At 62.2% G+C, this 20,024-nt stretch carries 12 protein-coding genes; 5 read left to right on the top strand and 7 right to left on the bottom strand.

The genetic code is table 11. The features are described 5' to 3' along the window. The first annotated feature begins 81 nt into the window (after nt 1-81). The 3 genes from PQR67_RS29910 to PQR67_RS29900 all read left to right on the top strand — a co-directional run bounded on the left by PQR67_RS29910 (nt 82) and on the right by PQR67_RS29900 (nt 4,542). The gene (locus tag PQR67_RS29910; RefSeq protein ID WP_408466426.1) at nt 82-1,212 is read left to right on the top strand and encodes an alginate lyase family protein; all 1,131 of its coding nucleotides are present in this window, start codon (nt 82-84) and stop codon (nt 1,210-1,212) included. Between the two features lie 27 nt (nt 1,213-1,239). Next, a complete protein-coding gene (locus PQR67_RS29905; protein WP_408466425.1) occupies nt 1,240-2,628 on the top strand; it encodes an L-serine ammonia-lyase in 1,389 nt (462 codons plus the stop codon). 204 nt (nt 2,629-2,832) lie between these two features. Continuing rightward, on the top strand, nt 2,833-4,542 hold the full coding sequence (locus PQR67_RS29900) for a thiamine pyrophosphate-binding protein (RefSeq protein ID WP_408466424.1): 1,710 nt from the start codon (nt 2,833-2,835) through the stop codon (nt 4,540-4,542). Nucleotides 4,543-4,688: 146 nt separating this feature from the next. Here the strand turns inward: PQR67_RS29900 and PQR67_RS29895 are convergent, their stop codons facing one another. Next, the gene (locus PQR67_RS29895; RefSeq protein ID WP_408466423.1) at nt 4,689-5,837 is read right to left on the bottom strand and encodes a branched-chain amino acid ABC transporter substrate-binding protein; all 1,149 of its coding nucleotides are present in this window, start codon (nt 5,835-5,837) and stop codon (nt 4,689-4,691) included. Between the two features lie 90 nt (nt 5,838-5,927). Then, a complete protein-coding gene (gene putA, locus PQR67_RS29890) occupies nt 5,928-9,869 on the bottom strand; it encodes a trifunctional transcriptional regulator/proline dehydrogenase/L-glutamate gamma-semialdehyde dehydrogenase (RefSeq protein WP_408466422.1) in 3,942 nt (1,313 codons plus the stop codon). 324 nt (nt 9,870-10,193) lie between these two features. Between putA and PQR67_RS29885 the strand changes: the two genes are divergently transcribed. Further along, the gene (locus PQR67_RS29885) at nt 10,194-10,364 is read left to right on the top strand and encodes a hypothetical protein (RefSeq protein WP_408466421.1); all 171 of its coding nucleotides are present in this window, start codon (nt 10,194-10,196) and stop codon (nt 10,362-10,364) included. 150 nt (nt 10,365-10,514) lie between these two features. Here the strand turns inward: PQR67_RS29885 and PQR67_RS29880 are convergent, their stop codons facing one another. The 4 genes from PQR67_RS29880 to hemE all read right to left on the bottom strand — a co-directional run bounded on the left by PQR67_RS29880 (nt 10,515) and on the right by hemE (nt 16,179). After that, entirely contained in the window at nt 10,515-10,760 is a 246-nt protein-coding gene (locus tag PQR67_RS29880; protein WP_408466420.1) for a hypothetical protein, read from the bottom strand. Further along, entirely contained in the window at nt 10,760-12,190 is a 1,431-nt protein-coding gene (locus PQR67_RS29875) for a YeiH family protein (RefSeq protein ID WP_408466419.1), read from the bottom strand. The genes PQR67_RS29880 and PQR67_RS29875 overlap by 1 nt, the downstream gene beginning before the upstream one ends. Before the next feature lie 177 nt (nt 12,191-12,367). After that, complete coding sequence (locus PQR67_RS29870; protein ID WP_408466418.1) at nt 12,368-14,614, bottom strand: primosomal protein N'; 2,247 nt, start codon at nt 14,612-14,614, stop codon at nt 12,368-12,370. Between the two features lie 464 nt (nt 14,615-15,078). Then, nucleotides 15,079-16,179: a uroporphyrinogen decarboxylase gene (gene hemE / locus PQR67_RS29865; RefSeq protein WP_408466417.1), complete on the bottom strand. Its 1,101-nt coding sequence runs from the start codon at nt 16,177-16,179 to the stop codon at nt 15,079-15,081. A 218-nt stretch (nt 16,180-16,397) separates the two neighbouring features. On the opposite strand from hemE, the gene PQR67_RS29860 reads away from it, so the two are divergent. After that, a complete protein-coding gene (locus tag PQR67_RS29860) occupies nt 16,398-17,201 on the top strand; it encodes a transporter substrate-binding domain-containing protein (RefSeq protein ID WP_408466416.1) in 804 nt (267 codons plus the stop codon). Between the two features lie 874 nt (nt 17,202-18,075). Here the strand turns inward: PQR67_RS29860 and PQR67_RS29855 are convergent. Further along, the gene (locus tag PQR67_RS29855; RefSeq protein ID WP_408466415.1) at nt 18,076-19,806 is read right to left on the bottom strand and encodes an AMP-binding protein; all 1,731 of its coding nucleotides are present in this window, start codon (nt 19,804-19,806) and stop codon (nt 18,076-18,078) included. Between the last annotated feature and the right edge of the window lie 218 nt (nt 19,807-20,024).

Raw genomic sequence — 20,024 nt, 5'->3', positions numbered from 1 at the left:
AGCAGGCGTTGCGCGGTTCTGTCGCTTGGGTCCGCAAACGGCTAACATCTCACACCGAATCAGCCTAACGAGGAGTTTCGCATGGCGCGAAAGGTGCGATTGATGCAAAGCCGGACCGAAGCAAGGCGAGCCCAGACGTGGCAGCAGGCTTGTACATGGCTGTTGGCGAGCGCGGCCGTGCTGCTGCCGCTGCGGCAGGCGCAGGCCGCGATGAATTTTTGTGCAGCGCCCGCGCTGCAAACCAGCGAGCGCACGAATGCCGATCCGGGTGTCAAAGCGCTGGTGAGCAATGTGCAGGCGCATCTGAACGACGCGCCGCATGCGCTGGCGAAACTGCATACCGAAGGCACGCTGCCGCATGAGGGCATCTACGATCAAAGCGTCGAGGCGGAGAAGGATCTGGATCTGCTGCGCGACGCCGCGCTTGCCTGGCGCGCGACCAGCGACGACCGCTATCTGAAACTGGTCGACCGCTTGCTGTATGCGTGGGTCACGACTTATCAACCCAGTTTCAATCCGATCGACGAAACCCGTTTCGAAGGCCTGATCCTCGCCTACGACATGACCGCGAGCGCGTTGCCGGTGAAGACGCGCAATGCCTCGATGGCGTTCCTGACCAAGCTCGCGAGCGGCTATATCGCACAGATTGACGCGCAACCGCGGCCGCTCAAGGGCACGTTCCGGAACAACTGGCAAAGCCACCGGGTCAAGCTGATCGCGATGGCCGCGTTCACGCTGGATAATCGCAAGATGATCAACGCGGCGCAGCGCCTGTTCGACGAGCATATCGACGACAACATCGCGCCGGACGGCTCGACCGTGGATTTCTCCGAGCGCGATGCATTGCACTACGTCACCTACGACCTGCAGCCGCTCGTGACCGCCGCACTTGCCGCGCGCCGCCACAATCGCAACTGGTTGCCGGAGAAGGGGGCGAACGGCGCGTCGCTGGCAGGCGCGCTGAACTGGCTCACGCCGTACGCGGACGGCAGCAAAACGCATGAAGAATTCGTGCATTCGAACGTTCCGTTCGATGCCAAACGTCGTGAGGCCGGCTTACCCGGCTATTCGGGTCAATGGGATCCGAACAACGCGACGGAACTGTTTCACCTGGCGGCGCGTCTGGATGGACGCTATACGCCGATCGCGCTGCAGCTCGCACCGACGCCACCCGCGTGGCTCGCCGTGTGTTTGCCGCTGCCGGCGCGCTAAACTTACTTTTATCAGCAGGAGCAGTAAATGGCAGTCAGCGTGTTCGACCTCTTCAAAATCGGCATTGGTCCGTCCAGTTCGCATACGGTCGGGCCGATGCGTGCGGCGCTGATGTTCGCGCAAGGGCTCGAACGTGACGGGCTGCTTGGGGCGACGGCGTCGGTGAAAGTGGATCTGTACGGTTCGCTCGGCGCGACCGGTAAGGGTCACGGTACCGATCGCGGGGTGATGCTCGGCCTGATGGGCGACGCACCCGACACAGTCGATCCGGACACCATCGCGCAACGGCTGGATGCGGTAAAGAGCTCGCGCAAGCTCGCCTTGCTCGGCACGCACGACGTGCCGTTCGTGCAAAAAGATCACATTTCGTTCTATCGCCAGGCGCTGCCCGAGCATCCGAACGGCCTGAAACTGCGTGCATTCGACGCGCAAGGCGAGACGCTGCGCGAGTCGACGTATTTGTCGGTCGGCGGCGGTTTTGTGGTGACGGCGGGCGCGCCGAATACGAAGGTGCTGAGCGCCGTCGAACAGTTGCCGCATTCGTTCCGCAGCGGCACCGAATTGCTCGCACTGTGCAAATCGACCGGCAAGAGCATCGCGCAATTGATGTGGGACAACGAACGCGTCTGGCATACGGAAGAAGAGACGCGTGCCGGCTTGCTGAAGATCTGGGGCGTGATGCAATCGTGCGTGTCGCGCGGGTGCGGCATCAACAATCCGGATGCGGACGGTACTTTGCCGGGTCCGTTCCAGGTGAAGCGCCGCGCGCCGCAGTTGTATCGCGCGTTGTCGAGTAATCCTGAGCTGGCGCTCCGCGATCCGTTGTCGATGGTCGACTGGATCAATCTCTACGCCATCGCCGTCAATGAAGAAAACGCGGCGGGCGGGCGCGTGGTCACAGCCCCGACCAATGGCGCGGCCGGCATCATTCCGGCCGTGCTGCATTACTACACGCGCTTCATGCCGGGCTCGAACGAGCAGGGCGTGATCGACTTCCTGCTGACGGCGGCGGCGATCGGCATTCTGTATAAGCTGAACGCGTCGATCTCCGGTGCGGAAGTGGGATGCCAAGGTGAAGTGGGTGTGGCCTGTTCAATGGCCGCGGGTGCGCTCGCGGCGGTGATGGGCGGCACGCCCGAGCAAGTCGAGAATGCTGCTGAAATCGGCATGGAGCATAACCTCGGGCTGACGTGCGATCCGGTCGGTGGAATGGTGCAGATTCCGTGTATCGAACGCAATGCGATGGGCTCGGTGAAAGCCGTGAATGCCGCGCGGATGGCGCTACGCGGGGACGGCACCCATTACGTGTCGCTGGACTCTGTGATCAAAACGATGATGCAGACCGGCGCGGATATGAAGACGAAGTACAAGGAAACCTCGCGCGGTGGGTTGGCTGTGAATATTGTGGAGTGTTGAGGCCGGTGTTTAACGGCAGATAACGACGCGGGCTACGGCCCGCGTTTTCGTTTCCGAATTGGCAACGCCGCGCGGAAACGGTTGAGTTGCGCCGTGACAGCAGACGCGCTGACGGCGTAAGCTGCTGAAGCGCCCATCGGCATCATTGAGCCGGTGCGGCAACATCCGGCCGCACCCTACGCACTGTCTGGAGGCTTCATCGCAATGCCGCTCGCTTCTGAAACTTCTTCCAATGCCCAAACTACCGGCGCACGTCTCGTCGTCGATGCCTTGCTGACGCATGGCGTCGAACGTGTTTTCTGTGTACCCGGTGAGAGCTTTCTCGCGGTGCTCGATTCACTGCACGACGAAACCGATCACATCCAGACTATCGTCTGCCGGCATGAAGCGGCGGCCGCGAATATGGCCGAAGCCGTCGGTAAGTTGACCGGACGCCCGGGCGTCGCGATCGTCACGCGTGGACCGGGCGCGACGCATGCCTCGATCGGCGTGCACACCGCGTTTCAGGACTCCACGCCGATGATCCTGCTGATCGGCCAATGCGCGCGCGAGCATCTCGATCGCGAGGCCTTCCAGGAAATCGACTACCGGCGCATGTTTGGGCAGATGGCCAAGTGGGTCGCGCAAATCGACGATCCGAAGCGCATTCCCGAATATCTGAGCCACGCGTTTCACACGGCGACGTCGGGACGTCCGGGGCCGGTCGTGTTGTCGTTGCCGGAAGATGTGTTGAGCGACGCGTGCGAAGTGGCCACTGGCGCGCCCAGATACAAGCGCGTTGCTGCCTCGCCGTCCGCGTCTCAGATGGACGAGTTGCGTGGATTGCTGGAAGGCGCGCAACGGCCGATGGTGATTGCCGGTGGCAGCGGTTGGACGCCTGAGGCATGCGCCGACCTGCAACGTTTCGTCGAGAATTGGCAATTGCCGATCGGCCTCGCGTTCCGCTTTCAGGACACGCTCGACAACGAGCATCCGAACTATGCGGGTGATGTCGGCCTTGGGATCAATCCGGCGCTGGCTCAACGGATCCGCGATGCGGATCTGCTGCTTACGCTTGGACCGCGACTAGGTGAAGCGACGACAAACGGCTACACGCTGCTCGATATTCCGAAAACAAAGCAAACGTTGGTGCACGTCCATCAAGGTGCAGAAGAACTAGGCCGCGTCTACGCAGCGGACTTGCCGATTGTCTCCGGCATGCCCGAACTGGCGGCCCTGCTTGCGGCGCTAAAGCCGTCTTCCGGCAAACTCGCTTGGGACGGCGCAGCGGAGGAAGCGCATCAAGCGTATCTCGAGTGGCGCAAACCACGTCAGATTCCTGGCGACGTGCAAATGGGCGAAGTGATCCAGCAATTGCGCGCGCATTTGCCGGAAGACGCGATCCTCACCAACGGCGCGGGCAACTACGCAACGTGGCTGCATCGGCATTTTTCCTATCGGCACTATCGCTCACAACTCGCACCGACCAGCGGCGCGATGGGCTACGGCGTGCCGGCTGCGATTGCGGCGAAGTCGCTTTACCCGCAACGCGCGGTGGTTGCGCTGGCCGGTGACGGTTGTTTCATGATGTCCGCGCAGGAACTCGCCACGGCGATGCAATACGATCTGCACGTGCTCTTTATCGTGGTGAACAACAACCACTTTGGCACGATCCGGATGCATCAGGAACGACACTATCCGAATCGCGTGCACGGTACGGGTCTCACGAATCCGGACTTCGCGGCGTTCGCAAGATCGTTCGGCGCGCATGGAGAGACCGTGGAGCGGACCGAAGATTTTCTGCCGGCGTTGCAGCGTTCGATGGAAGCGAAACGCGCGGCCGTGATCGAGATCCGTATGCCGCAGGAAGCGAGCACGCCCGGCGCGACATTGGAGCAGGTGCGCGAGCAGGGCAGGAAGCTGCGAGGGGAGTGATGGCGTTACGTCGCGTCCCGCACGCATAGCGAAGCATCAAAGAAAAAGCCCTTCGGTTCGAACCGAAGGGCTTTTTTGTGCAGTGAGCCAGTGAGCATCAGGCGGAAACCGCGCGCGATCCTCACAGACTCATGGCGAAAAACCGCTTACTTCCCGCCCACGCTTTGCAGCGTCGTCCACTTGCCGTCGACAACCTTATACAGCGTGATGCCGCCGTTCTTCAGGTCGCCCTTGCCGTCGTACGCAAGGTTCGCTGCCGTCACTGCCGGCATCGAGGTCTTCGCGAGCAGCGGCAGGTACTTGGCCGGATCGGTCGAGTTAGCCTTCTTCATTGCGTCGAACATGGCCATTGCACCGTCGTACGCGTACGGCGAGTACGTTTGCACGTCTTCGTTGAAGCGCTTCTTGTACTTCGCGACGTAGTCCTTACCGCCCGGCATTTCTTCCAGCGGCAGGCCGGCGAGCGATGCCACCGTGCCGTTCGCTGCGTCACCCGCGATCTGGATGAACGTCGGCGTGTGGACCATTTCGCCGCCCATCAGCGGTGCCTTGATGCCCAGTGCCTTCATCTGCTTGACCATCGGTGCCGCTTGCGAATCCGCGCCGCCGTAATAGATCAGGTCCGGTTGCACCGACTTCAGCTTGGTCAGGATCGACTTGAAGTCGACAGCCTTGTCGTTCGTGTATTCACGATCGACAATCGTGCCGCCAGCAGCCTTCGCAGCCTTTTCGAACTGATCAGCCAGACCTTGGCCGTAAGCGGTGCGGTCGTCGACGATCGCGATCTTCTTCACGCCCAAAGTCTTCACCGCGAACGTGCCGGCGACCGAACCTTGCTGCGTGTCGGACGTCATCATGCGGAACGTGGTCTTGAAGCCTTGTTGCGTGTACTCAGGCGCCGTTGCCATGGCGATTTCGGGGATGCCCGCGTTCGCGTAGATGCGCGAAGCCGGAATCGTGGTGCCCGAATTGAAGTGGCCAAGCATGCCCTTGATGCCGTCATCCACCAGCTTTTGTGCAACGGTCGTGCCGGTGCGCGGGTCAGCCTGGTCGTCGGCCGAATCCAGCACGAAGCGAACCTGCTTGCCGCCGATCATCGGCTTGGTGGCGTTCATGTCTTCCACAGCCAGCGTGATGCCGTTCTGGAAGTCCTTGCCGTAGTGCGCCTGTGCGCCCGTCATCGGACCGGCAAAACCGATCTTCACGTCTTCGGTCGATTGAGCGTTGGCCGTCCCCGCCAGCGACATTGCCGCAACCAGTGCTGCGCCTGCCAGCTTTGTCATCTTGTGTTGCATAGCTTCTCCTTGGTACCAGGTGTGGATGGAGCGGTTTTTCGGGGTCGCCGTACCGCTTCCGTTTTTTTGAAAAGGATCAATGAGGTTCGCTCAACCGATCGTCATCAAATTCGCATTACCGCCTGCTGCTGCCGTATTCACACTGACCGAGCGTTCCGTCAACAGACGCTCGAGCGCATAGTCTTCATCGCCGCTTTCCAGCGCGCGCGCCGCGACGCCTTGCACCGAAACGATCGGCCCCGGACGCTTCGCGACTTCCTTCACCAGCGCCAGCAGTTCGTCGCTATCGCCTTCGAACAGCACCGCGTCGAACGGCGTATCGGCACTCTTCTTCACGCTTGCGTGGGCCTTCAACGCGGCAGGCAATTGCGACACCAATTGTTCCCCAGCCGCGCCTTCGAACAACGCGCGATTTCCCGTAGCCAGCGCCGCGGCTAACTGCACGCGCGCACCGCTTGCCGTCGAGGCGATACACAGCACCGTGCCGCGTGCGCCGAGCGTGTACGTGTTGCGCTCGCCCGTGGGGCCCGACAATACCGCAGTAGCGCCCGCCGGCACATGCGACAGATAACCGTCACACCGTGCGGCCAGCACCGGCTGTTGTTCGCCGATCAGCCAATCGCGCAGCGCCGTCAAGGCCGCGGACGGATTGTCGCCGCGATTATCCCCGTTCGGGCCGGCTTGCGGTACATCCGCGACCAGCGACTGCGCCAGCGACTTCGGCAACCCCGCCGGACGCGTCGCCAACAAGCGCTGCAGATACAGCGCGCCACCTGCTTTCGGACCCGTACCCGACAAACCTTCGCCACCGAACGGCTGAACCCCCACCACCGCGCCGATCACGTTGCGGTTCACGTAGATGTTGCCGACATGCGCGCGGCTGATCACGTGGCCGATGGTTTCGTCGATCCGCGTATGGATGCCGAGCGTCAGGCCGTAACCGGTCGTGCGGATCTGTTCGAGCAGTTTGTCGAGCTGGCTGCGGCGGTAACGCACCACATGCAGCACCGGGCCGAACACTTCACGTTTCAATTCGTCGATGCTGTCGAGTTCGATCAGCGTCGGCGGAACAAACGTGCCTTGCGCGCCGCCTTCCGGCATCGGCAGTTGCTCGATCTTGCGGCCTTTCTCGCGCATCGCCGCGACGTGCGCGTCGATACCGCGTTTTGCATCGAGGTCGATCACCGGGCCGACGTCGATCGACAGGCGATCCGGATTACCCACTGACAGTTCACGCATCGCGCCCGTTAGCATTTCCAGCGTGCGGTCCGCAACGTCTTCTTGCAGACAAAGAACGCGCAACGCGGAACACCGTTGACCGGCGGAATCGAACGACGACTGCAACACGTCCGCCACCACCTGTTCAGCAAGCGCCGACGAATCGACGATCATCGCGTTCTGACCGCCCGTTTCGGCGATCAGCGGGATCGGCTTGCCTTCCGGGTCGAGGCGGTTCGAGAGCGTCCTGTTGATCAGACGCGCGACTTCGGTCGAACCGGTGAACATCACCGCACGGGTGCGCGGATCGGCCACCAGCGCAGCGCCGACCGTTTCGCCGTCGCCCGGCAGCAGTTGGACCGCGCCCGCCGGCACGCCGGCCTCGCGCAGGATACGCACGGCTTGCGCGGCGATCAGCGGCGTCTGTTCGGCCGGCTTCGCGAGCACGGTGTTACCGGCTGCGAGCGCCGCGGCGACCTGGCCCATGAAAATCGCCAGCGGGAAATTCCACGGGCTGATACAGACCACCGGACCGAGCGGGCGATGCGTGTCGTTAGAGAATTCGTTGCGGATCTGCGTCGAGTAGTAGCGCAGGAAATCGATCGCCTCGCGAATTTCCGCGACCGCATTCGCCAGCGACTTGCCGGCTTCCCGCACCACGAGACCCATCAGCGTATGCATCTGCGCTTCGAGCAGATCGGCGGCTCGTGCGAGGCAGTCGGCACGGGCATCGACCGGCGTGGCTTGCCAGATCGGTGCGGCGGCAACCGCGTGCGCCAATGCCGCGCTCACATGTTCCGAGGTCGCTTCGACAACCGTGCCGACGAGGTCACGATGATCGGCCGGGTTGCGCACGTCACGTGCGACGCCCACGGCGATCTCGTTGTCTTCCAGCATCGGCGCGGCGCGCCACGGGTGATGCGCGCTCGCCAGCAACGCCGACGAGAGCGACGCCAGACGATGTTCGTTCGACAGATCGAGGCCCATCGAATTGAGGCGCTCTGCCCCAAACAGATTGCGCGGCAGCGGAATCTTCGCGTGCGGCGCGCCGAGCGGCATGATCTTCGAGGCTTCGTCGACCGGGTCGGCGATCAGGTCTTTGATCGCGACGTTTTCGTCGGCGATACGGTTCACGAACGACGTGTTCGCGCCGTTTTCCAGCAGACGGCGCACGAGGTACGCGAGCAGCGTTTCATGCGTGCCGACTGGTGCGTACACGCGGCACGGACGGTTCAGCTTGTCGCGGCCGGTGACCTCTTCGTACAGCGGCTCGCCCATGCCGTGCAGGCACTGGAATTCGTACTGGCCGGGGTAGTAGTTATTGCCCGCGAGGTGATAGATCGCCGACAGCGTGTGCGCGTTGTGCGTGGCGAACTGCGGATAAACCGCGTCCGGCGCGGCGAGCAGCTTTTTCGCGCAGGCGACGTACGACACGTCGGTGTAGATCTTGCGCGTGTAGACCGGATAGCCTTCGAGGCCATCCACTTGCGCACGCTTGATTTCGGTATCCCAGTACGCGCCCTTCACGAGGCGAACCATGATGCGGTGACGGCTACGGCGCGCCAGATCGATCAGGTAGTCGATCACGAACGGGCAGCGCTTCTGGTACGCCTGCACCACGAAACCGATGCCGTTCCAGCCGGCCAGTTCCGGGTCGAAGCACAGCGCTTCGAGCAAATCGAGCGAGATTTCGAGGCGATCGGCTTCTTCCGCGTCGATGTTCAGGCCGATGTCGTAACGGCGCGCGAGAATCGCCAGCGAGCGCACGCGCGGCAGCAGTTCGCTCATCGTGCGTTCCTGCTGCGAACGCGAATAGCGGGCGTGCAACGCCGACAGCTTGATCGAGATGCCCGGGCCTTCGTAAATGCCGCGGCCGCCGGCGGCCTTGCCGATTGCGTGGATCGCCTGTTCGTACGACGCGTAGTAACGTTGCGCGTCGGCTTCGGTGGTGGCCGCTTCGCCGAGCATGTCGTACGAGTAGCGGAAGCCGCGCGCTTCGTACTTGCGGCTGTTGGCCAGCGCTTCGGAGATGTTCTCGCCGGTGACGAACTGTTCGCCCATCAGGCGCATCGCCATATCCACGCCCTTACGGATCAGCGGCTCGCCGCCCTTGCCGATCAGGCGCGTAAGCGCCGACGACAGACCCGTTTCGCTATTGGTCGTCACCAGCTTGCCAGTGATCATCAGGCCCCACGTCGCGGCGTTGACGAACAGCGACGGCGCCTGGCCGACGTGCGATTTCCAGTCGCCCTTGCTGATCTTGTCGCGGATCAACGCATCACGGGTGGCGCGATCGGGAATACGCAGCAGCGCTTCGGCAAGGCACATCAGCGCCACGCCTTCCTGGCTCGACAACGAGAATTCGTGGATCAGCCCTTCGACGCCACCACCCTTGCTCTTGCTACGCAGCGTCTCGACCAGCTTGTGCGCCATGCCCTGCACGTCGCCCGCGAGATTGGCCGGCAAACGCGCCTGACCGAGCAGGAACGGCACGCATTCCGGCTCGGGACGGCGGTACGCAGCGGTAATCGCCGCGCGCAGCACCGACTGTGGCTGCACGTTTTGCGCGAATTCGAGGAACGGATGCGACGCGCTGTCTTCGTCTTGCTCCACCGCGGCGCCATCAGCCAGATCGGCCGAGCCGGTGTGGCCTGACAATTCCGGAGGCAATTGTCCATGCTCGATCTTTTCGAGGTATGCGAAGATCGCCTGCTTGATCAGCCAGTGCGGAGTGCGTTCGAGGCGGGTGGCGGCATCTTTCAGCCGGGAACGCAGGAGGTCGTCGACCTTGACGCCAAGGGTGGTGCTAGCCATGTTTCCTTCTTCGGATACCAGACGACATCGCTGGGTATCGCCGGTGAGAGACTAAAAGTTGAGCGAATCGTACGCCTCCCAATAAAAAGGTGCAACCATGCATCGCGCATGGTTGCACCTTCGTGAAAGCCTTGTGTGGTGGGGGTTTGCGCCGGATGGCGCCGCGCGTGGCGACGGCGGTTGCGATTGGTACTTTCCCTGGCGTGATTCTTTTCGCTTTTACCCTTATCAGATTGCTCTGCGCGCCGTTATACAGAACATGGATGGTTGCGGCCTCACGGCACGCACATAAAAAGCGGTACGGGGTTTGAGAGGACTGGTGAAATGGAAAAGTGGTTGGTCGTATTAGGCATCTGGGCGATGTGCGCAATGTGCGCGGTGCTGTTCATCCGTGGCGCGACGGGCGGTTCGGGCAAACGCACGGGCGCCGAGGGGCGCGCGCGTCCGGCATCGCGCGCATCGGCGGGCGATGCACGGGCCGCAGCGAACGATTGAACGGCTGAATCCGGCGACTCGCGCTAGACAAAGCGAGGCCGGTCTCGATTGATATCGCGATTGATATCTCGATTGAGGCCGCGATTAACACAGCGAGTTGTGAATGCGCGTCGCCCGGCTCTTCAACCGGCGACCCCGCAGACGCGCGCGTCAGTGATGCGGGATCGGCTCGAACCGGGCGCAGGTGTCGTCAGGCGAAACGAGCTGGTCATGCAGACGGCAAAGCCGGCTGTCTGCCACGCTCGCGCCAAACCCGGAACTGAACACGGCGAGGCCAGCAATGCTCTGCTCCAATGAATGCCGATCCTCGGCGCGATACCGGCAGCGTGCACAGCGCGCCACGCACGCGTCTCCGCGTGCGTGGGCCGTGCCGGCGATGCGGACGGCTTCGCTCATTACGAGCCCTGCCCCAAGCTATTCCAGTACGGTGCGAACACGTGCGCGGACAGCGCGTAGCCGATGGCGATATTGACCACTACCCCGGCCGTAAAAGCCAGGAACGGCTTCACGCCGGTGGCTGAAAGCGCGCGCAGACGGGTGGTCAACCCAATGCTCAGGAAACAGAACGTGAACGCCCACGTGCGCAGCGCGGTGATCGGCGCGACGAATTCGGGCGTGACGACCTCGCGGTAATCGGCCAACGAGTAGTGGCTCGCGATCCACGTCACCAGTGCGGATGCGATTACGAAACCGATCACGAATTTCGGAAAGCGCGCCCAGATTTCACCCGCATTGGCCTTGGCTTGAACGCCGCTGTCCTGCGACTCCCAGCGTGTCGTGGCGACAATCGCCAGCACGAATGCCCAGATCCCGATCCAGATGTCACGGCCAACGACCTTCATCAGCGTGAACGCCTGCAGCGACGCTTCGGGCGCGCCGGCAATCACACCGCCCGCATGCTTCGCGAAGTCGCCGTAGGCTTGCGCGGCGGCAATGCCCGCGGCGTCGGCGAATTCAGAGGTGCCGATCCATGCACCGGCGACCGCCGTCGATAAGCCTAGCGAGCGCGATGCGAACGGCAGCACGAAGATCATCACGATCGCCCACAACACGACCAGCGTAATCGCCACCGACGCCTGTTCGCGCCTGGCCCGCACCGCGCCGGCAATCGCGATCGCCGCCGAGACGCCGCACACCGCGCCACCCACCCCCAGCACGGCCGCAAACCGCCGGTCGAGGCCGAGCGCCTTGCCGGCAAAGAAGATCACGAAGAAGGTCACGAGCGAGACGATGGTCGCCTGCCCGACAGCGACCGGTCCCGCCCAGACCAGCAAGGTGAACGGCAGCGTCGCGCCGAGTAGCACGATGCCGACCTTGATGTAAAACTCCACGCGCAAGCCCGCCGAGAACCATTCGGGCAACGTGAACAGATTGGAAATCAGGAGACCCAGCGCCAGCGCCACCAGCGGCGGCTCGAGGTTGTACTTCGACGCGTTGACCCACGCGCCCAGCGTGAAGATCAGTGCCGATGCGACGAACAGGATCAGAAATGACGCGAAGAATGCGCCGACCCGTTGCTTCAACGCGGCAAGACTGACGCCGAACAGCACCGCGAACACGATGAACAGCGCGACATAATTCGGCAGATGCTTGCCGATGTCCTGCGCAGCTTGCGCCACGCTCGACCATTTGGCCGGCGCTACCGCCAGCCACTTGATGCTGCTGCCGGAGGCGAACAGCGCCCAGGCAATCACGATCACCAGCAGGCCGATCCAGACGGCCCACCAGTCTTCGGTGGAGAAGAGACCGCCGCCGTGCGCGCTTTGGTCGCTGCGGTGTTTGCCGGGCGCCGCGCCGGTCGGCAGTGTTTGATTGGTATCGCTCATCGTCATGCCCCGAGTGAGTTGAGTTGCATCGGCGCGGGAATGTTTGAGTTTTGCTTAACGATGCGCCGATTCGGCGAAATATAGGCGAGCGGAGACGCAAAACGAAACGACCATTCGCTCTATGAATATGACTCAAAGGAGTAACGAGCAACGCCGGGGACGGCGCGGTGACCGACTTCAGATGTCGAGCGGGTCGACTTCGAGGTTCCAGCGCAGCACGCCTTTCACGCCGCGCAGCATCGGCTGCCACGCGTGCAACGTGGCCTGCAGCGCGGCTCGCGACGCGCTTTCGATCAGCAATTGCGCGCGATGCACGTGCATCACCTTGACGATGGTGAGCGGCACGGCGTCATAGACCGTCACGCGCCCTGCGGCCGGGATCTCGGTCAACGCGGCAGCGGCCTGTTGCAGGAAGGCAAGCGCGGCTTCGAGCGTGCGGCCTTCGGCGCGCAGCAAAGCCTGATAGACGAACGGCGGCAGATGAGCGTCGCGCCGTTCGCCCAGCGTCGAATTGGCAAAGCCGACGTAATCATGCCGCCCCAGCGCGTGGTACAGCGCATGGCGCGGATAGCGCGTCTGCACCAGCACTTCGCCCGGCAAACCGGCGCGGCCGGCACGGCCGCTCACTTGCATCAATTGCGCGAAAAGCCGTTCGCTGGCGCGGAAGTCATGTGAAAACAAGGCAGTGTCGGCGTTCAGCACGCCAACCAGCGACACCCGCTGGAAGTCGTGGCCCTTCGCGATCATCTGCGTGCCGACGAGGATATCGACCTCGCCTGCGTGGACGTCGGAAAACAGCGCCTGCGCGCTGCCTTTGCGGCGCGTGCTATCGGCGTCGATACGCAGCACGCGGGCGCCAGGCACCGCGCTCGCCAGCGTTTCTTCGACGCGCTGGGTGCCACGCCCCATCGGCGCGATGTCGACATTGCCGCACTCGGGGCACGAGCGCGGAATGCGCGACTCCCAGCCGCAATGGTGGCAGCGCAGCGCGCGCTCGGGTTTGTGCAACACGACGTAGGCGCTGCAACGCGGGCAGCCTGCCACCCAGCCGCAGGCATCGCAGGCGAGTTGCGGCGCGTAACCGCGCCGGTTGAGAAACACGAGACTTTGCTCGCCGCGCTCGAGCCGAGCCTTCAGCGCCGCGATCAAAGGCCCGGACAGGCCTTCCACCGAAGCCCGCCCGCGCCGGCGCTCTTCTTCCAGATCGATCAGCTTGACGGTTGGCAGAACGGCCGTGGCGACCGCGCGGCGCGACAAGGTAAGCCGCTGATAGCGCCCCTGATCAGCCTGCCACCAGCTTTCCAGCGACGGCGTGGCCGAGCCGAGCACAACCGGCAACGCGAGTTGTTTGGCGCGATAGATCGCCAGATCGCGCGCCGAGTAGCGCAGGCCTTCCTGCTGCTTATAAGCGGGATCGTGTTCCTCATCGACGACGATGATCGCGAGTTTCGGCAGCGAGGCGAGCACCGCGAGCCGCGTGCCGAGCACAATGCGGGCGCGCCCCGTGTGCGCGGCAAACCAGTTGCGGGCCCGTTCGCCTTCCGCGAGGCCGCTGTGCAACGTGACGATCGACGTGCCGTCGAGGGCGGCAAAGCGCGCACGGAAGGCCGACTCGAACTGCGGCGTCAGATTGATTTCAGGGACGAGGACGAGTGCCTGGGCGTCAGGCTTCGCCGCCAGAATCTCGGCGAGCGCACGCAGATACACCTCGGTTTTGCCGCTGCCCGTCACGCCATGCAGCAGAAACGGTGCGAAGCCGTCCGCGTCGCGGATCGCTTCGACAGCGCTCGCCTGTTCGTCCGTCAGCGTGGGCAACGCGGGTGCCGGCGTATCCGGCGATGCAGCGGTGGCGAGCACCTCGGCGGCTTCGATCGTTTCCAGCGCCACCCACCCTTCGGCCTGCCATGCATCCAGGCTTGCAATGGCCTTGGGATGAAGCGCGCGAGCGTCGGCAGCGATCAGAAATTCCACCTCGGCGAGAGCGGAGGCAAGCTTGCGCAGCGCGCTCGCGCGCGCGGGCAATGTTTCCGGCAACGCGGCGCGGCCTTCCGCCGTCAGGCTGTAACGCTCTTCCGGCGCGAAAAGGCGCGACCAGCGCGAGGCATCACGCAGGGCTTGCGGCAAAGCGGGCAGTGCCACTTCGCCGAGGCCGCGTTGATAGTAGTCGGCAGCGAAGGCCGTGAGCGCCAGCCATTCGGCCGACACCGGCGGGCAGGCCGTACAGACAACGGCGACCGTCCGCAGGCGGTCCGCCGGCACGTCACTGTGAGCGGTCACTTCGCACACCAGCCCCACCACGTGACGCTTGCCGAACGGCACGCTCACCAGCATGCCCGGCGCGACACGTTCGGGCGTGTCGCAGCGGTAGTCGAACAAAGTCGGCAGTGGATGATCCAGCGCGACGCGGACGAAAACGTCACTCACGCGGTGGTGTAAGCCAGGGGAATGGATGCGGCACGACGCCGCGTCACCGCGTGCATTGAGCACGCGGCGAATCCGTCGAAGTTAAAGTAAAACTTCAATTTCCGCGCTAAGTTTTGGATTCGGCTGAACAATTGCAATCGGCCCGCGTGCCTGTGGATAACTTTGTTGAGAACTTCGTTCAGATGGGCTAGGAACCGCGCCCCAGCGGCCTTCTGTGGGATTTGACACATTTTGTCGTGGGTCCCTGAAACCCTTGCCAGACAAGGCTTAGATCAAATGTGCCCGCAATGTGCAAGGGCTAGGGCACGACGAAAGCTTCTACCGCGCCGCAGCGTGATCAATGTGCATAAGTCAAGTCTTGACTTTCGTGGGACCGCCATCTGACGGCCCGCCCACTACAAATATTCCCTTAGGCCGAGAGCCCAGTTCGCTGCGTCGCAACAAAAATGACAACGATTACGGCATCAGGTTGGTGCATGTGCGCCGCTGCGAATCGCGCGGCTATGACGATGGACTTCGTCGACGAGTTCGGCGACATTCTCCGGCGGCGTGAACTGCGAAATGCCGTGGCCGAGGTTGAAAACGTGGCCAGGATGATTGCCGAAACTATCGAGCACCGCGCGCGCTTCCATGCGAATCGAAGCCGGCGGCGCAAACAGCACCGAGGGGTCGATATTGCCTTGCAGCGCCACCTTGCTCCCCACGCGCTCGCGGGCCCGGCTCAGATTCACGGTCCAGTCGAGACCGACCGCATCCACGCCAGTATTGGCGATCTCGTCGAGCCACAAACCACCACCCTTTGTGAAGGTGATGACCGGCACTTTTTCGCCGTCGTGATCGCGCTTCAACTGGCTCACGACCTGCTGGATGTACTGCAGCGAGAAGCGTTGGTAGACACCGTCTGCAAGCGCTCCGCCCCACGTGTCGAAAATCATCACGGCTTGCGCGCCGGCTTCGATCTGCGCATTCAGGTACGCCGCAACCGACTTCGCGTTGACGTCGAGAATACGGTGCATCAGGTCCGGGCGCGCGTACAACATCGATTTGACGGTACGGAAATCCGCCGACCCGCTACCTTCGACCATGTAGCACGCCAAGGTCCACGGGCTGCCGGAAAACCCGATCAGCGGCACGCGCTGACGGCCTTGCGTGTCGGTGAGCGCAGTGCGAATTTCGCGTACCGCGTCGGTCACGTAGCGCAGCGTGGCATCGATATCCGGCACAGCAAGGCGCGCCACGTCGTCTTCGGTTCGCACCGGCCGGGCGAATTTCGGCCCCTCGCCGGCGACGAATTCGAGACCTAGGCCCATGGCGTCAGGCACCGTCAGGATGTCGGAGAACAGGATCGCGGCGTCGAGCGGATAGCGCTCGAGCGGCTGCAGCGTCACCTCGGTTGCGTACGCCGGGTTCTTCGCCAGACCGAGGAAACTGCCCGCACGAGCCCGTGTGGCGTTGTATTCCGGCAGATAGCGACCGGCCTGCCTCATCAGCCAGATCGGCGTGTAGTCGGTCGGCTGGCGCAGCAGCGCGCGCAGGAAAGTGTCGTTCAGGAGTTTATGGGCCACGTTGCGTACGACCGAAGGCAAAGGGGCATTTTACCGGACCCGGCTCACCCTATCGTGCTTGATGCGGGCAATAACGCTCGCGCACCGTAGTTGCGGTCGGCTGATTCGCCGCCGCGTGCGGCGCCATGACTCAGCTGAACGGCCAATGTTCAAGCACAAATTGCCGGGCTATCATCCAACGGCCTTACCAAACAATTACGCATAACCAAGGAGATTCGATGAACAAGGCAGCACTCGCACTGCTCGGCGTTTTGACCGGTGTTTTGATGCACGCAGGCGTGGTTGAGGCGCAGACCAGCAGTACTGCAGCGGCAGCGGCGCCCTCCCGGCTCGACGAAATCCTCGCGCGCGGCACGCTGCGCGCCTGTACGACCGGGGACTACAAACCGTACTCGTTTTACAAGGCAGACGGCCAGTTTGAAGGCATCGATATCGACATGGCGGAGTCGCTCGCCAAATCACTCGGCGTGAAGGCGGAATTCGTCAAGACGTCGTGGCCGAACCTGATGAACGACTTCGTCGCGAAATGCGACATCGGCGTAGGCGGTGTTTCGCCCACGCTCGAGCGCCAGAAGCGAGCGTTCTTCACGCAGGCGTACATGATCGACGGCAAAACCCCGATCGTCCGGTGCGACGACGTGAACAAGTACCAGACGGTAGCGCAGATCGATCAGCCGGCGACCCGTGTGATCGTCAATCCGGGCGGAACCAACGAGCGTTTCGCCAGGCAGTATTTCCCGCATGCGAACCTGACCGTCTATCCAGACAATGTGACCGTTTTCAAACAGATCCTCGCCGGCAAGGCCGACGTCATGGTGACGGACGCGTCGGAAACCTTGCTGCAGCAAAAGCTGAATCCAGGTCTTTGCTCGGTGCATCCGGACAAGCCTTTCCAGTATGGCGAGAAGGCCTGGTTGCTGCCGCGCGGCGATGTGGCGTTCCAGCAGTACGTCGATCAATGGCTACATCTTGCTCGAGCGACCGGCGAGTATCAGGCAATCTCGGACAGATGGCTGAAATAGCTGGAGTGGGATGCAGTCTGCGTCCCACCCGATCGGAAAGGCCAGACTGATTGATCGATTAATAGGTCCGCATGGCTGACACAATCCTGTAACCAGCCTTCGGCCTGTTAAACAAAACTCGAACAATCCACTTGAGCAGGGGCCAGCGAACCGGTCCCCTGCTTGTCTTTCCTGCGTGTGTGAAATGTTGCAGCGCGGCGTGTGCGATAGCCCGTGAACAAGCCGGTTTCGTAACGCCGGAAAACTGCCTGTATTACAGCCGATCCGTCCTAAAAAGTTGAGCATGCAACCATTTCATGCGGAATCGACTGAACGGATTACGCCGCGATATGCGTCGCGAGTAGCATCAATCAGGCGTATGAAATTGCGCAACTGTCATCGGTAAAAATTACGTTTAAAACGTCCCGGATTGGAAATAAGTCCTGCAACGCCTTATCTGGCGGGCGTTACAACCTGAAACACTTTGTTACCGCGCTTGTAGGTTAATTCGCCCACAATGCCCTCAACGGTTTCAACACGGATGTGGCTGGGTGCGTGGTGTGAGCGGATACGATGCACTTGCCGGTCGGCGTATGCCGAAGCCCTGTGAAGGGGCATCCCTGCTGGGGCCGTAGTCGACGCCGGGTCGTCGTCTCAGTTGGTTCCATCTTTGGTCTCCTCGCGCTAACCCCGTAGCGTGTGGTTTTTAGCGGGCTCCAGGCCCGCTTTTTTTTCGTCTGGTCAAACGTTTGCGAGCTGGCTGGCGAGTCGATTTAACGATTTCCCAGCCGTGCGGTTTCCCGCTCACAGCTCCTTTTTAGCAAACGGTTCTCCTCAAAATGTTGGCCGGCGCCGCGCGTATCTGCGCGTGGCGCCGAACCAGCATACCCGCCCATCAGGCCGTCTTGTCTTCCTGAATCTTCAATTCGCTGATCATCCGATCACGCATGACGAACTTCTGAACTTTGCCCGTTACCGTCATCGGCAATTCGTCAACGAAACGGATGTACTTCGGCACCTTGTAGTGAGCAATCTGGCCCTGGCAAAATTGCTGGATTTCTTCAGCCGTGGCCTGCTCGCCTGAGCGCAATACGATCCACGCGCACACCTCCTCGCCGTATTTCTTGTCGGGCACGCCAAACACCTGGACGCTCTGGATCTTCGGATGGCGGAACAGAAACTCTTCAATCTCACGCGGATAAATGTTTTCCCCACCGCGAATCAGCATGTCCTTCAGACGACCAACGATGTTGCAGTAGCCGTCGGCATCGAGCGTCGCCAGATCACCGGTATGCATCCAGCCGTCGACGATGCTTTCCCGCGTCCTCGCCTCGTCTGCCCAGTAACCTTGCATGACCGAATACCCCTTGGTGCACAGTTCGCCGGTTTCCCCGACAGGCACGATATTGCCGAGCGGATCGACGATCTTCACTTCCAGATGCGGCTGGATACGGCCGACCGTCGTGGTGCGCTTGTCGAGCGGATCGGTCGTTGAACTCTGGAAGGACACCGGGCTCGTTTCCGTCATGCCATAGGCAATCGTGATCTCGCTGAGGTGCATGCGCGCGACAACCTTCTTCATGGTCTCGATCGGGCACGGCGAGCCAGCCATAATGCCCGTGCGCAGACGCGAAAAGTCGTAGGTGGCAAAGTCTGGATGATCGAGTTCGGCGATGAACATGGTCGGCACACCGTGCAGTGCGGTGCACTGCTCTTCTGCGACGGCCGCTAGCGTTGCAGCCGGGTCGAAGCCCTCCCCCGGGAACACCATATTCGCGCCGACCGATACGCACGCCAGCACCGCCAGCACCATCCCGAAACAGTGATAAAGCGGAACCGGAATGCACAGACCGTCCTGCTCCGTCAGCCGCATCGCCATTGCGATATAGCGTGCATTGTTGACGACGTTGCTATGCGTCAGCGTCGCGCCCTTCGGATTGCCAGTTGTGCCGCTGGTGAACTGAATGTTGATCGGTTCGTGACAGGACAGCGTCGCGCCGATGGCGTCGAGCTTCGCGACGTCGAGTGTCGCGCGGCCCTGCTCGATCACGCCGGAGAAGGTCAGCATGCCGGGCGTTTCCGTGTCGCACATGCGAATCACGTAGCGCAACTCCGGCAAGCGAGCAGCGCGCAGTTCGCCCGGCTTTTGAGTCGCCAGTTCCGGCGCGAGCTCCTGCAGCATCTCGAGGTACATCGAACTCTTGAAGCGCTCGGCCGCGATAATCGCGTTGCAGCCGACTTTGTTCAATGCGTATTCGAGTTCCGCGAGCCGATAAGCGGGATTGATATTGACCAGCACTGCGCCGATGCGCGCGGTGGCGAACTGCGTCAACAGCCATTCCACACGGTTCGGCGACCAGATGCCCACCCGGTCGCCCTTCACGATCCCCAGCGCAAGCAGCCCGGACGCCAGCACGTCGATTTCTTCGGCGAACTCCCGCCACGTCCAGCGAATGCGTTGCTCGCGAAATACCACGGCCGGACGGTCAGGGAAGCGCGCGGCGGTGTCGCGCAGAAATTGGCCGAGCGGCGCTTCACTCAATGGAATCTCGGTCGACCCACGAACATACGACAGGTTGTCTTTGGGTTCGACGAGTGCTCCTACGCCTGACACGTGCGTTGCCATGGTGTTGTCTCCGTGAGCGGAAGCTCGCCCAGTCTATTGAAATGAATTTGAAACCGATTGTGCCACCGGCTTATGTCCGTAAGGCATCAAGTGTTACCCGCCCCCTCTGCGGCAACCCTGACTGTGACGGCTGCTCAAAGCCTGCAGACTGAACCTGTGATTTTGCTGACCTTTCCGTAAACGTCAAGTAGAGGTCAAAAAAAAGCAGCCACAAAGGC

It is taken from the genome of Paraburkholderia fungorum, assembly GCF_046026025.1.
Taxonomy (GTDB): Bacteria; Pseudomonadota; Gammaproteobacteria; order Burkholderiales; family Burkholderiaceae; genus Paraburkholderia; species Paraburkholderia fungorum_E.
The sequence above is the reverse complement of the archived record's forward strand: the minus strand, read 5'-3'. Positions and strand labels throughout refer to the sequence as shown.

What these genes read in the sequence shown, in the direction of transcription:
- putA (WP_408466422.1), bottom strand. Translation starts at nt 9,869, where the DNA reads ATGGCTAGCACCACCCTTGGCGTCAAGGTCGACGACCTCCTGCGTTCC.
- PQR67_RS29910 (WP_408466426.1), top strand. Translation starts at nt 82, where the DNA reads ATGGCGCGAAAGGTGCGATTGATGCAAAGCCGGACCGAAGCAAGGCGA.
- PQR67_RS29880 (WP_408466420.1), bottom strand. Translation starts at nt 10,760, where the DNA reads ATGAGCGAAGCCGTCCGCATCGCCGGCACGGCCCACGCACGCGGAGAC.
- PQR67_RS29875 (WP_408466419.1), bottom strand. Translation starts at nt 12,190, where the DNA reads ATGAGCGATACCAATCAAACACTGCCGACCGGCGCGGCGCCCGGCAAA.
- PQR67_RS29860 (WP_408466416.1), top strand. Translation starts at nt 16,398, where the DNA reads ATGAACAAGGCAGCACTCGCACTGCTCGGCGTTTTGACCGGTGTTTTG.
- PQR67_RS29900 (WP_408466424.1), top strand. Translation starts at nt 2,833, where the DNA reads ATGCCGCTCGCTTCTGAAACTTCTTCCAATGCCCAAACTACCGGCGCA.
- PQR67_RS29855 (WP_408466415.1), bottom strand. Translation starts at nt 19,806, where the DNA reads ATGGCAACGCACGTGTCAGGCGTAGGAGCACTCGTCGAACCCAAAGAC.
- PQR67_RS29895 (WP_408466423.1), bottom strand. Translation starts at nt 5,837, where the DNA reads ATGCAACACAAGATGACAAAGCTGGCAGGCGCAGCACTGGTTGCGGCA.
- PQR67_RS29905 (WP_408466425.1), top strand. Translation starts at nt 1,240, where the DNA reads ATGGCAGTCAGCGTGTTCGACCTCTTCAAAATCGGCATTGGTCCGTCC.
- PQR67_RS29885 (WP_408466421.1), top strand. Translation starts at nt 10,194, where the DNA reads ATGGAAAAGTGGTTGGTCGTATTAGGCATCTGGGCGATGTGCGCAATG.